The sequence below is a fragment of the Gaetbulibacter sp. M240 genome (genome assembly GCF_043876815.1).
Classification (GTDB): domain Bacteria; phylum Bacteroidota; class Bacteroidia; order Flavobacteriales; family Flavobacteriaceae; genus Gaetbulibacter_A.
Window position 1 is genome coordinate 248568 of the sequence record NZ_JBAWKA010000002.1, and the last position, 13419, is coordinate 261986.

At 38.2% G+C, this 13419-nt stretch carries 16 protein-coding genes; 5 read left to right on the forward strand and 11 right to left on the reverse strand.

The features are described from left to right. Positions 1-61: 61 nt before the first annotated feature. From pulA to V8G61_RS06630, 11 genes are all read right to left on the reverse strand, one after another. Positions 62-2035, reverse strand: coding sequence for a type I pullulanase (gene pulA / locus V8G61_RS06580; RefSeq protein WP_394874717.1), 1974 nt, complete (start codon positions 2033-2035; stop codon positions 62-64). A gap of 1 nt (position 2036) precedes the next feature. After that, a complete protein-coding gene (locus tag V8G61_RS06585) occupies positions 2037-2495 on the reverse strand; it encodes a tRNA (cytidine(34)-2'-O)-methyltransferase (RefSeq protein WP_394874718.1) in 459 nt (152 codons plus the stop codon). A gap of 87 nt (positions 2496-2582) precedes the next feature. Further along, the gene (locus tag V8G61_RS06590; protein ID WP_394874719.1) at positions 2583-2711 is read right to left on the reverse strand and encodes a hypothetical protein; all 129 of its coding nucleotides are present in this window, start codon (positions 2709-2711) and stop codon (positions 2583-2585) included. 92 nt (positions 2712-2803) lie between these two features. Beyond that, on the reverse strand, positions 2804-3535 hold the full coding sequence (locus V8G61_RS06595) for an SIMPL domain-containing protein (protein ID WP_394874720.1): 732 nt from the start codon (positions 3533-3535) through the stop codon (positions 2804-2806). Between the two features lie 30 nt (positions 3536-3565). Next, the gene (gene trpA / locus V8G61_RS06600) at positions 3566-4327 is read right to left on the reverse strand and encodes a tryptophan synthase subunit alpha (protein WP_394874721.1); all 762 of its coding nucleotides are present in this window, start codon (positions 4325-4327) and stop codon (positions 3566-3568) included. A gap of 125 nt (positions 4328-4452) precedes the next feature. Then, positions 4453-5634 carry a tryptophan synthase subunit beta gene (gene trpB, locus V8G61_RS06605; RefSeq protein ID WP_394874722.1) on the reverse strand — a complete coding sequence of 394 codons (1182 nt, stop codon included), beginning with the start codon at positions 5632-5634 and terminating at the stop codon, positions 4453-4455. Between the two features lie 5 nt (positions 5635-5639). Continuing rightward, entirely contained in the window at positions 5640-6302 is a 663-nt protein-coding gene (locus V8G61_RS06610) for a phosphoribosylanthranilate isomerase (RefSeq protein WP_394874723.1), read from the reverse strand. After that, positions 6299-7084 carry an indole-3-glycerol phosphate synthase TrpC gene (gene trpC / locus V8G61_RS06615; protein ID WP_394875296.1) on the reverse strand — a complete coding sequence of 262 codons (786 nt, stop codon included), beginning with the start codon at positions 7082-7084 and terminating at the stop codon, positions 6299-6301. Before trpC ends, V8G61_RS06610 begins: the two co-directional genes overlap by 4 nt. Further along, entirely contained in the window at positions 7084-8076 is a 993-nt protein-coding gene (trpD, locus tag V8G61_RS06620; protein ID WP_394874724.1) for an anthranilate phosphoribosyltransferase, read from the reverse strand. Before trpD ends, trpC begins: the two co-directional genes overlap by 1 nt. A gap of 20 nt (positions 8077-8096) precedes the next feature. Then, positions 8097-8663: an anthranilate synthase component II gene (locus tag V8G61_RS06625; protein WP_394874725.1), complete on the reverse strand. Its 567-nt coding sequence runs from the start codon at positions 8661-8663 to the stop codon at positions 8097-8099. A gap of 1 nt (position 8664) precedes the next feature. Beyond that, a complete protein-coding gene (locus V8G61_RS06630) occupies positions 8665-10071 on the reverse strand; it encodes an anthranilate synthase component I family protein (RefSeq protein WP_394874726.1) in 1407 nt (468 codons plus the stop codon). A 284-nt stretch (positions 10072-10355) separates the two neighbouring features. Here V8G61_RS06630 and V8G61_RS06635 point away from each other — a divergent pair, with 284 nt between their 5' ends. The 5 genes from V8G61_RS06635 (at position 10356) to V8G61_RS06655 (ending at position 13318) form a co-directional block, all read left to right on the forward strand. Continuing rightward, positions 10356-10901, forward strand: a complete 546-nt coding sequence (locus V8G61_RS06635) for a redoxin domain-containing protein (RefSeq protein WP_394874727.1) — start codon at positions 10356-10358, stop codon at positions 10899-10901. A 12-nt stretch (positions 10902-10913) separates the two neighbouring features. Beyond that, complete coding sequence (locus V8G61_RS06640) at positions 10914-11537, forward strand: thioredoxin family protein (protein WP_394874728.1); 624 nt, start codon at positions 10914-10916, stop codon at positions 11535-11537. Between the two features lie 90 nt (positions 11538-11627). Continuing rightward, positions 11628-11945, forward strand: coding sequence for a rhodanese-like domain-containing protein (locus V8G61_RS06645; RefSeq protein ID WP_394874729.1), 318 nt, complete (start codon positions 11628-11630; stop codon positions 11943-11945). A 7-nt stretch (positions 11946-11952) separates the two neighbouring features. After that, on the forward strand, positions 11953-12354 hold the full coding sequence (locus V8G61_RS06650; RefSeq protein WP_394874730.1) for a rhodanese-like domain-containing protein: 402 nt from the start codon (positions 11953-11955) through the stop codon (positions 12352-12354). Positions 12355-12556: 202 nt separating this feature from the next. Continuing rightward, positions 12557-13318, forward strand: coding sequence for a hypothetical protein (locus V8G61_RS06655; RefSeq protein WP_394874731.1), 762 nt, complete (start codon positions 12557-12559; stop codon positions 13316-13318). Positions 13319-13419 lie beyond the last annotated feature (101 nt).

Here is a 13419-nt window from a genome sequence, read left to right on the forward strand (position 1 = left end):
TAATTCGAAAAAACGCTCAATCACTATTAGTTTGATCAGTATTTTTTGGCGTCCTGAATGGTTATTTTTGATACGCTATAAACATGGATTGCGGAGGAACCATGACTGCTTTTTCAAGTGTTTTGCCATCCTCTAAAGTAAAATCATCACCATGAACAGCCTGCTGCCATGTGCCATCTAATTTTAACATATAAGGGTTCTTGTTGGCATTATAAACAACCATTATATTTTTCCAGTCGTCGCCATTAGCATTGTTGCTTATCTGGTAACTGATCAAACCACTTTTAACGGTTTTAAATTTCAGGTTGTTTTGAACTTCCGAGGCAGTTGTCATCCGAAATGCCGGATGGGCCTTTCGTAACCTTATCAGGTTTTTATAATAGCTTACCACATCAGCGTGGTCGACTTTCCAGTTCCAATTGATCTTATTAATACTATCCGGTGATTCAAAAGAATTTTCTACGCCTTGTTTCGTTCGCAGCATTTCAGATCCGGCATGTAAAAATGCCATACCTTGAGAGGTTAACACTATGGCGTTGGTCAGTTTATCCATAGCCTCTATACTGCCTACGGTTTGATTTTCTGTAGATATTTTTAATTTATCGTATAAAGTGTGATTATCATGACACGAAACGTAGCTCACCGACTGCCAAGGGTGAAGAGACCAGGCTTTATCGGAATAATTAACTTTTTTGTAATTAATATCAGGGTGCTTTATAGCTCCAACAATACCGAATTTAACAGATTCTTCCATATCTTTTTCACCACTAACAAAGCCTTTTCCTTCATCCTCAAAAACAGAACCCTTCAAACCATCACGAAGATCATCACTAAAAGCTGAGATCTGTGGCATTTTGTAGGTATTCTTTTTCAATGCCTGCTCCGATTTCGGCAATGGCGAACCTCCAGCTGTCCAGCCTTCACCGTAAATTATTGCGTTGGGGTTTATCGCTTTAACGGCCTCGGCAACCCCATTCATGGTTTCAATATCATGGATTCCCATAAGATCGAAACGAAAGCCATCCAAGTGGTATTCTTTAGTCCAATATTTTACCGATTCCAAAATAAATTTGCGCATCATAGGTTTTTCCGAGGCGGTTTCATTTCCACATGCGGAGGCATCCGAGTAGGAGCCATCTTCATTTAAACGGTAATAATAATCAGGAGCTTCTAAATTAAAATTAGAATTCTTGGTTCGTCCGGTATGGTTGTATACCACATCCAGAATAACACCAATTCCATTATCATGAAAGGCTTTCACCATTGCTTTAAATTCTTTGATCCGTACGTCGGCATGAAACGGGTCAGTAGAAAAAGAACCTTCAGGAACATTATAGTTTTGCGGATCATAACCCCAGTTGTATTGTGGTTTGTCTAATTGGCTTTCGTCTATGGAGTAATTGTCAAAAGCGGGAAGAATATGAACATGTGTTACGCCAAGTTCTATAATATGATCGATACCTGTAGCAACATCTTGTGGGCCTTTTGTGCCCGGTTCTACCAAACCAAGGAATTTCCCCGGATAGCTCGATCCCGATTCGGGTTGTATGGTCATATCGCGAACTTGTAATTCATAAATAATAGCTTCATTTGGATAAGATAATTTAGGTCCCTGATCCTCAGACCAACCCTGAGGATCGGTGGGTTTTAAGTATGCAACCATCGCCCGTTTTCCATTTACGCCTACAGCCTGTGCGTAAACACCCGGGGTTTCTTCCAGCCATTGGCCTTCAACATTTATTTGAAAGGTATAATAAACACCTGCCAGATCACCCTCCAGAGTTTTAGACCACACATAATCTGCCCCTTGTTCAAGCGCTTCTGTTTGGTAGGCGGTTCCATCTGTTCCGTTATTGTACAGGTTTAATCGGATCTTTTCTGCCGTAGGAGACCATAATTTAAACGTGGTGGCCTCTTCTGAATAATCTAGCCATAAATCAACATCAACTGCAAGTTGTGTATTTAAGCTCGAGTTATTTTGTTTACAGGAAGTTGCTAGCATAAAAATGAATAAAAAACTGAGGATATATCTCATTTTAGTGGTGGTTTAGTTGGTTTAGCCCCTCATATACCACAATGCTAACAGCGTTAGCAAGGTTAAGGCTTCTTACATGTGGACTAAAAATAGGAATTTTATAGGTATTTTTATGATGCTTTTTAAGGAGACTTTTAGACAAACCAACAGATTCTTTTCCAAATATTAAAAATAAATTGTCTTCGAAAGGAATGTCCCAATAGTCTTTATTACCATGACTGGAAAAAAACGCCTTAGATTTGTCGCTATGTTCCTCAAAAAAAGCTTCCAGGTTCTCGTAATAATGAACCTTGAGGTGATCCCAGTAATCCAAACCTGCCCGCTTTAAACGGGTGTCGTTAATTTCAAATCCGAAAGGTTTTACCAAATGAAGTTCTGCGCCCGCTGCGAGAGCTAAGCGCCCAATATTTCCGGTATTATTAGGGATTTCGGGTTCAATTAAAACAATGTTTAAGGCCATGGTGTTTTTAGAATTTATAGCCCAAATATAAAAGAACCTGCTCAAAAAATTGAACAGGCTCTTTTTTAAATTATATTCTCAGAAGGTTTATTTTTTATTCTGTTGATCTTTAATTGTTTTTTCATCAATGTCAAAATCATTTGTCTTCTGATTTGTATTTCCTTCTGGGTTTAAAGGATGTTTTTGTTCTTTTGTTCTTTCAAATTTTCGTTCCATAATCTTTCTTTTTTTGGGTTCATAAAGAAGATACAGAAATAAGACTAAAATTCTATTAAAGCTATCTTAAAACCTGAGGTTGTATTGTTAAATTACCGAACTTGGTAGGTTAGTTTCATTGTAATGGAGGCTGTTTTTTCTTTTGATGATGTGTTGTAAGCACCTCCCCAGGAGTAATCCTCGTTGGAATATTGGCCGGTAATCTGAAATACACCCATTTGAGCTTTAGATAACTCACCCAACGTTGCTCCGGAATTTTCTGCGATGCTTTTAGCTCTTAGGTGTGCATTTTCAGTTGCGCGGGATACCATTTCAATTTTCAGGTCTTCCAATTTGGTGTAATAGTAGCGTGGCGACGACGAGTATAATTGAATGCCTTTATTGAGTAATTCCGTAATTTCTCGTGAAATCTTTTCAATTTTTTCAACCTCAGGAGATTTAATTTGAACCGTTTGATTGAGGTCGTAACCAATAAAATCTTCACCAATATATTTCCCATCAGTGGAATATTTATTTTTTGATTTTTTTGAAGAGGTTACTGCTGAAAATACCAGAACACTATCGGGCAGTCCTTTTGATTTTAGATATTTTGAAATCGTTTCTTTATCGTTTTTTAGGTCGGAATAAGCCTGTTTAAGATCTTTATTGACCTGCGAAAATCGAGCTTCCCAAACGATGAGGTCAGAGGTGAAATTTGTTTCTCCTAGTCCGGTTACGGCGATGTTTCCGGGTTTGTTGTTTCTGTTGATCACGGCATAACCTAAAATAATGGATGCCACGACGATGGCCATGGCGAATACCACGGCAGTCAATTGTTTTTTCATTGAAGTAAATGTTTTTAGTGAGACGTTTTGTTATCGTATGGATCTAACAAAATCTTCAATGCGGTCGACACCATTTTTGGTCAGGAATTTTATAAACGCACTACCAATGATGGCACCTTTGGCATGTTGTGTAGCCTCCGTAAATGTTTGGTTATCTGAGATTCCAAAACCAACAATTTGAGGATTGTTTAAACCCATATTAGAGATACGGGTAAAATAGGCTTTTTGGTCGTCACCAAAACCGGAAGTATTTCCCGTAACACTCGCTGAGCTAACCATATATATAAATCCGTTGGAAACCGAATCGATAAATTGAATACGTTCGTTGCTGGTTTGTGGGGTAATTAAAAACACATTGATCAAACCATGGGCATCAAAAATGGCCTTGTATTGCTCGTGATAAACATCAACGGGAAGATCAGGGATTATAAGTCCGTCGATACCAATCTCCTCACACTTTTTACAAAAGGCTTCCACACCATATTGCAACATGGGATTAAAATATCCCATAATGATCAAAGGGATATTTACCGTTTTTCGAATATCTTTTATTTGGTTGAATAGGGTTTCGGTGGTCATTCCGTTTTTCAAAGCGGCGGTAGAACTGTTCTGAATGGTAGGTCCATCAGCGAGCGGATCGCTGAACGGGAGTCCGATTTCGATCATATCGACACCACTTTTCTCGAGGTTTTGAATGACGCTAACCGTATCGTTCAATTCCGGATAGCCTGCTGTGAAATATATAGAAAGGAGTTTTTTATCCTCTTGAAGTTTTTGTTGTATTCTATTCATGATTCCGTTGTTATGCATGTTGTTTTTACTGAAGTTGCGTTAGGGATTGCAGCGGTATCCTTTTTTGATTTTTTTATCAAAAAAGATTTAGCGGAAAGCCCGACCTGCAAGGGAACGCCCATAATTTAAATATTAAAATAATCGATATAATTTTGTAAATCCTTGTCGCCACGACCAGACAAACTCATGACCACCACATCGGTAGGTTTAAAGGTTTTGTACTTAAAAATGGCCAGGGCGTGTGAGGTTTCGATGGCCGGAATGATACCTTCGAGCTTTGATAATTCTAGGCCGGCTTCCATGGCATCGGCGTCGGTTATGGACATAAATTCAGCACGTCCTGTCTGGGATAAATGGGCGTGCATAGGGCCCACACCGGGATAGTCGAGACCCGCCGAGATGGAGTAGGGCTCGGTGATCTGCCCGTCCTGAGTTTGCATCAGCAATGTTTTGCAACCATGAATGATGCCTTCTTTTCCCAGCACGGAGGTTGCAGCACTCTCCCCGGAATCGATACCTTTTCCGGCTGCTTCAACGGCAATAATACCCACATCTTCGTTGTGTAAATAATGATAATAAGTGCCGGCAGCATTACTGCCACCACCGATACATGCTACAACGTAATCGGGGTTTTCACGACCTTCATGTTCCTTGAGTTGCCATTTGATCTCTTCTGATATCACAGCTTGAAAACGGGTGACCATGTCTGGATATGGGTGTGGCCCAATAGCTGAACCAATGATGTAATGCGTGTCTACAGGATTGTTGATCCAGTCGCGAATGGCCTCGTTGGTGGCATCTTTTAAGGTGCGACTTCCTGATAATGCAGGAACCACTTTAGCACCTAGCATTTTCATGCGGGCCACATTTGGTGCCTGACGTGCAATGTCGATCTCACCCATGTATACAATACATTCCATCCCCATCAAGGCACAAACCGTAGCTGTTGCCACGCCGTGTTGGCCGGCACCCGTTTCAGCGATAATACGGGTTTTTCCAAGACGTTTCGCCATAAGGATCTGACCGATGGTATTATTGATCTTATGAGCTCCGGTATGGTTAAGATCTTCGCGTTTGAGATAAATTTTTGTATTGTATTTTTCTGAAAGGCGTTTTGCAAAATACAAGGGCGAAGGGCGCCCTACATAATCTTTCAAAAGTTGTTTAAATTCCTTTTGAAAGTCCGGTTCAGCCATGATCTTTAAATAATTTTGGCGTAGTTCTTCGACATTAGGATAAAGCATTTCGGGGATATATGCCCCGCCAAATTCGCCGTAGTAACCTTTTTCGTTTACATTATATTTCATGATGTTCAAACGTCCTGAGCGGACAAAAATTTATGTGTTTTAAACTCTTTTAATTTATCTGTATTCTTTAATCCCGGGGCATCTTCAAACTTGCTATTCACATCGATTGCGTAGCAATATTTGGAGGCCTCACTTTGTGCAAAAGCATTTAGTTTTTCAACCTCTTCCAATCCAATACCACCACTTAAGAAAAAGGGTTTTGTTGAAGGATATTGGTTTAAAATATTCCAGTTAAATGTGTAGCCGTTACCTCCGGGTAGCGGTCCTTTCGTATCGAATAAAAAGTAATCGCATACCGCCTCGTAAGGTTTTAGAAGCTCAAAATTGAAGTCGGTTTTTATGGAAAATACTTTTATGATCTCGAGGGATATATCGGGGTATTGTGATTGATGTTTTTGTTTTAATTCGCGGCAAAATTCGGGAGATTCCTGGCCATGTAATTGAACGGCGCCAAACCCGAATTTTGAAATATGTTCTAAAATGTTATTGACAGTATCATCTACAAAAACCCCTGTTTTTATGATGTTTTCTGAAATCTCCGGAATATCATTTTTGGTGAAGTTTCGAGCTGATTTCTCAAAGGAAATAAAACCCAGATAATCTGGTTGTAAAGCTGCAACTGCCTTGATGTTATCCTCGTATTTCATGCCGCAAACCTTTAGTTTCATGACTCCAAATTTTTAATGAACTGACTGGCATTTTCGCCAGGGTTATCCGTTTTCATAAAATTCTCACCAATTAAAAAACCTTGATAGCCGTAAGGTCGTAATACCTGAATGGATTCAACAGCACTTATGCCGCTTTCAGAGACTTTTACGAAGTCGTCTGGGATCAGTTGACTTAGGTTTTTACTCGTTTCAAGGCTTACATCAAAGGTTTTTAAATTACGGTTGTTCACACCCAACATATCTAAACTAGGCATGATGGATTTATGTAACTCTTCTGCATTATGTACTTCCAGTAAGACCTCCAGGTCCAAACTTTGAGCAAGTTCTGAAAACTGTTTTATTTCTTCTCTTGAAAGTATGGCTGCAATGAGTAAAATCACGTCGGAACCATAAGCTTTAGCTTCTAAAATTTGATAATCATCAATAATAAATTCTTTACGTAATAATGGCAAATGGCAACAGGCTCGAGCCGTTAAAAGATCGTCCAGAGAACCTCCAAAGTATTTTCCGTCGGTGAGCACAGACATGCCGCAAACACCTGCATTCTCATAACCGAGAGCCACATCTTGAACATTCAAACTATTATTAATGATGGATTTTGAAGGTGATCGGCGTTTGTGTTCCGCAATGATACCGGATTTACTTTCTTTTAAACGCTGGGTTAAAGAAACCGTTTTGCGCTCGAATAAAACCGATTTTTCTAATTGTGAGACAGGGATCAAGCCTTTTCTGAGCTGGACTTCCCTGCGTTTATCTGCCGTTATTTTATCTAAAATATTCATCATTTACTTAATGCAATCAGTTTATCTAAACTTCCTTTAGCCTTCCCTGAAAATAAGGATTCTTTAGCCATTTCATAGCCTTCTTCATGTGAAATTTGTTTGGTGGTGGCTATTGCTAAACCGGCATTAGCGCACACCACATTGTTTTGTGCTTCGGTGCCCTGACCATTTATGATGTTCATGAAAATTTGAGCTGAAGAACCTACGGAATCACCTCCGGTAATAGTTTCTGGTTTAATATAGTTCAAATTTAGATCTTCCGGTTTGAACAAGGTTTCAGCTCGGTTGGAAATAATCTTCGCTTTTCCTGTCAATGAAATTTCATCATAACCATCTAAAGCATGAATGATGCTATAATTTTTATTAGTTTTTTGATAGAGATAGCCGTAAAGGCGCTGTAATTCTAAATTAAAAACGCCTACCATTTGATTTTGTGGAAAGGCCGGATTAACCATCGGACCCAACATATTGAAAAAGGTTTTGACGCCTAATTCTCTTCGGATAGGACCTACCTCTTTCATGGCGGGGTGAAAAAGCGGCGCATGTAAAACACAAATACCGGCGTCTTCTATTGATCTTTTTAGGAAGTCTATTTCGTTTGAGAATTTAATACCTAAATGCTCCATAACGTTGGAAGATCCGCAGGAGGACGATACGCCGTAATTTCCATGCTTAGCCACATGAACACCGGCACCTGCTGTGATAAAGGATGCTAAGGTTGAAATATTAAAGGTGTCTTTGCCGTCGCCTCCGGTTCCGCAAAGATCGATGGGATTATAATCTTTTAGATCTACGGCAATACAAAGGTCCAGAAGCGCATCTCGAAAGCCGCGCAATTCGTCGATGGTAATACTTCGCATCATAAATACGGATAGGAAACAAACAATCTGACTCTGGTTGTATTCGCCTTTCGAAATATTCATGAGGATCTCTTTGGCTTCATCCGAAGATATAGTCTCGTGATTTATTAGTCTGTTTAAAACGTCTTTCATAGTTTTAAATAATGGCTTTTTTAATTCTTTATCCAGTTTTCAAGGATCTGTTTTCCCTGGGGTGTTAAAACCGATTCCGGGTGGTATTGCACACCTTTCACGTCGTAGGTTTTATGGCGTAGCGACATAACCTGACCATTCTCGTCAAATGAGGTAGCTTCCAAACTCTCAGGTAAATTCGGATCAACCACCCATGAATGGTAGCGTCCTACTTCAATGGTTTTATTCAAGCCCTTAAAAATAGGTTCGTCATCAACCGCAATAGTCACTTTGGTAGCAACGCCGTGATACACGTTGTCCAGATTCGTAATAGAACCACCGAAGACCTCTCCAATAGCCTGTTGTCCCAGGCACACGCCTAAAATACTTTTGGAAGGAGCATAGGTTTTAATGATGGCTTTTAATAATCCCGCTTCATCAGGAATTCCCGGACCTGGAGACAGTAAAATTTTATCAAAGGGTTTTACGTCGTCCAAGGTTAATTTGTCGTTTCGCATTACGGTTACATCACAATCAAGGTCTTCAAGATAGTGTACCAAATTGTAGGTAAAACTGTCGTAATTATCAATTACTAAAACTTTTTTCATTTTAAATATCTTCAGCTAAGGTTATCGCTTTTGTTAGCGCACCTAATTTGTTATATACTTCTTGTAATTCGCTTTCCGCATCAGATTTAGAAACCATACCGGCTCCTGCTTGCCAATTAAGCTTATGATCTTTACTTAAAAAAGTTCTGATCATAATAGCATGATTAAAATTACCGTCGAAATCCATAAAACCAATAGCGCCACCATAATAGCCGCGACTCGTTTTTTCATAGGCTTCGATGAGCTGCATAGCCCGGTGTTTTGGAGCGCCACTTAAGGTTCCGGCGGGGAAGGTGTCGGCAACTACTTGCATGGTTGAGGTGCTCTCGTGTTTTTTGCCAATTACTTTGCTCACCAAGTGGATCACGTGTGAGAAGAATTGAACTTCTCGGTATGTTTCAACACTTACGCCATTTCCGTGCCTGCTCAGATCGTTTCGCGCCAGATCAACAAGCATCACATGTTCGGCATTTTCTTTATCATCCTTCATTAATTTTTCAGCTAAAATAGCATCCTGATGGTCATCTCCGGTACGTTTAAAGGTTCCGGCAATGGGGTGAATCTCTGCCATACCATCGCTTACGATAAGCTGTGCCTCCGGCGAGCTACCAAAAATTTTAAAGTCGCCATAATCAAAATAAAAAAGGTAAGGCGAGGGGTTGATACTTCGCAAAGCACGATACACGTTGAAATCATCACCGGTGAACTTTTGGGAGAAACGGCGGGATAATACCAGCTGAAATACATCACCACGGTGACAGTGCTTACGAGCTAGTTCTACTTGGTCTTTAAATTCGTCATCACTAAGATTGGATTCAATATCATCCTTGGCATTGAATGGATATTCCGCAAAATTCTGAACGTTAATCAGGGTGTCTATCGCATCGATATTGTTCTCCTGATCTTCGTAGCAATGGGCGAAAATATACGCTTCGTTCTTAAAATGATTGATAGCAATAATATTCTTGTAAACGGCGTAATAGATGTCGGGAATTTTCACGGAATTTGGTTTTGAACCAATTTCTATATCCTCGAAATAACGTACAGCATCATAAGCCGTATACCCAAAAATGCCATTGTGAATAAACTTAAAATTATCTTCCGTAGCCGTTTCAAAGCGTTGCGTGAATTTATAGATCTCATCAACAACATTAACATCTTCTGTAATATTCAAAGAAGCGGAGCTTCCATCGGGAAAGGTTTCAGTAATCACCTCATTTTCTACTTTTATGGATGCAATAGGATTGCAACAGATGTACGAGTAGTTTTTATGATTTCTATGATAATCACCGCTTTCCAAAAGAATACTGTTAGGGTATTTATCCCGAATTTTGTAATATACCGTTACCGGCGTGATGGTATCGGTTAGTATTTTTTTGTGATGGGTGTAAAGTTTAAATGTTTTCATTTTATATTTTAATTGATCACAATTCAAAATAAATAAAAAAGGCTTGTCGTGAATGACAAGCCTTTTTCTATATTTCATTTTTTAAATATACCAGGGTTTCCTTCACGAACTTTAGTTAGTAAAGCACCACCACCAGGCTGTATTTAAAGATTTTTTCATTTTCTTAATTTCTGAAGCCAAATATAGAAATGAAATAACAATTACACAAAAGAATAATTCAATTTTTATTTAAAACTTTGTTAAACCTCTAACAAAGCTGAAACACTATGCTTATTTTTAAAGCTATGAAGTTAAAGTTACTATTTATTTTAAGTTTGGTCATATCGAGTTGTAAAGACCAAAATAATGAAGCGAAGAATCCTAATGTTTCAGAAACTAAAATTACTGCAGCTGAGTCGGAAACAGTCGATATTGCTTTAAATGTATTCAATTTTGAAGGCTTAAAGCCGTTGTTGAAAAAGCAGAATGATACCACTTATGTTGTGAATTTTTGGGCTACTTGGTGTGCACCTTGTGTGAAAGAATTACCGCATTTTGAGACCTTGACCAGTAACTATAAGGATAAAAAGGTGAAGGTATTATTGGTTAGCTTGGATTTCCCGCATTTGTACGACAAAAAACTGAAACCATTTATTGTTGAACATAATTTAAAATCGGAAGTAGTCGCTTTGGATGATCCAGATATGAATTCATGGATTCCTGAAGTGAGTCCAGAATGGTCCGGTTCGTTGCCGGCAACCCTTATTTACAATAATGATAAGCGTGCTTTTTATGAGCAATCGTTTACCTATGAATCTTTGGAAAATCAATTAAAATTGTTCTTAAACTAAAAAATAAATGATATGAAAACTTTTATGCAAACGAGTTTGTTAACGCTTCTTTTTTTATGTGCTAGTGCTTTTACATTTATAACTCCACCCTCGGATGGGTATAGCATCGGCGATAAAGCTGCCGATTTTTCCCTTAAAAACATTGATGGAGAAATGGTTTCTCTGGCCGATTTCAAATCTGCCAAAGGGTTCATTGTTATTTTTACCTGTAATACGTGTCCTTACGCGCAACTTTATGAAGACCGCATAGAAGCGCTAAATAAAAAATACGCTTCAAAAGGATATCCTGTAATTGCTATACAACCGAATGATACGGATATAAAACCGGGAGACAATTTAGAGGCGATGAAACAGCGCGCTAAAGAAAAAGGCTTTACATTTCCTTATTTAATTGATAAATCCCAAACGGTTTACCCAAAGTATGGTGCAACAAAAACACCACATGTATTTATTCTAGAGAAAACTTCTGAAGGAAATATTGTACGTTATATTGGGGCAATCGACGACAACTACAAGTCAGCCGACCTAGTGACCACCAAATATGCTGAAGATGCGGTAGATGCGCTTTTAAATCAGAAAACGGTTACTTTAACTGAAACCAAGGCCATAGGATGTACAATTAAATCTAAAAGTTAATATCGCAATTGTCGGTTGAAAACTTTAGAATTTTTTTTCGCTTTTCACCGTTATATTAACTAATTTTGTTTAGTTACAAATTTTAATGTTATGAAAGATTTATCTCAAGACGAGTGGGTTGAACAGTTAAAAAAAGATAAGAACGCCGTGGTTTTGGACGTAAGAACGATGGATGAAGTAGAAGATGGCGTTATTGAAAATGCTATTCATTTAGACATTTACAAGGGTCAGGAATTTATCAGCGCTTTGGAACAATTAGATAAAAGTAAAAGTTATTACGTGTATTGCCGTTCTGGAAACAGAAGTGGACAAGCTTGTTCCATTATGGAAGAATTAGGTTTCAAAAAAACCTATAATCTGGATGGTGGTATCTTGCAATGGTCTGGTGATCTTGTAAGCTACAAGTAAACTAAGAATGAGGCATTTTTTCAACATTATTCTTTCATTACTACTAACCGTAACCCTATTCAGTTGTAATAATGGAACGGCGCAGGAGGAAGTCAAAGATCTTAGTCCTGAAGCCTTCTCTGAAGCCATAACTGGAAAAAACGTTCAGCTGATTGATGTCAGAACGCCTGATGAATACGATTCAGGTCATATTCCTAACGCAAAGAACATCGATTATTTTAATGATAATTTTCAGACTTCTTTAAAAATATTAGACACCCTACAGCCTGTTTTTATTTATTGTCGCTCAGGTAACCGTAGTGGCAAAAGTGTAGCTGATTTTAAGAATGCAGGTTTTACCAAAATTTACAATCTAGAAGGTGGTATTTTAAATTGGCAGTCTAAAAACCTACAAACTACTTCGCCTTAAAACTACTAAAGTTATAAATTTTAATTACTGAATTAGAAGCTATTAGGAAGAAATTTGTATATTTAATAGCTTCAAATTTTGATCTTTCAACTGACACAGTCCTCATGATGTCGGTTTGTAATTAAAAACTCCCTTTATACTTCTTTTAGCGTTACGTTGTGTAATGGTTATACAACGCGATTACTAACCAAACTTTTTAATTATGATCAAAAATTCAATTTTTTTTCAGGCTTTTTTTGTACTCGCTATTTTGAGTACTAATTTAAATGCTCAGGACGATTCAACGAGTTATGTCATGCATGAATCTCTGATGGTTACACCGGATAACACAAAACTTGCGTTGCTTGGTGAGAATTTGCGTAAGCACAATATTAAATTTCATAATGAAGGCGCTTTTAATGCCTCAGTATTTACTATTTCTACAGGACCAAATGCAGGAAATATGATCTGGATGATGGGACCGCTTACTTTTAAAGATTTAGATTCCAGACCTTCCGGCGATGCCCATGATAAAGACTGGCGCGACAATGTAATGCCGTATATTAAAAAGTTTCATACGATAGAATATTGGCGATTAGACGCTGAATTATCTAATATGGATGATGTAGATATCAATGTCTATCCTATAGTAATGGTTCGTTATGCTGAGGTAAATGATGAAATGGATTTTCTGATCAAACCATTCTTTACTATGGTGAGTAAGACCATAAAAGCGATGGAAGGTGATAATCCTTGGGGATTGTATTATAACGAATTTCGTCAGGGAGATTTGGGGAGACATATCGCTTCAGTTGGTTTTTTAAAAAATTGGTCGGAAATGGATGAACCAGGAACATTTAGAAAAACATTCAACGAAACCATTGGCGAAAATGAATGGCAACGTTTTCTGAGAACAGAACAAAATATGTTGAAAAACTCATGGGATGAAATTTGGGAGTACAACAAATACCTGAGTGGCAAGTAATGATTTAGTATAACGACCTAAATTATAATTGAAAGCTTCCATTTGTTAAAAAAATGGGAGCTTTTTACGTTATAACTTTTTTTTAAGTAATTCACCTTTTT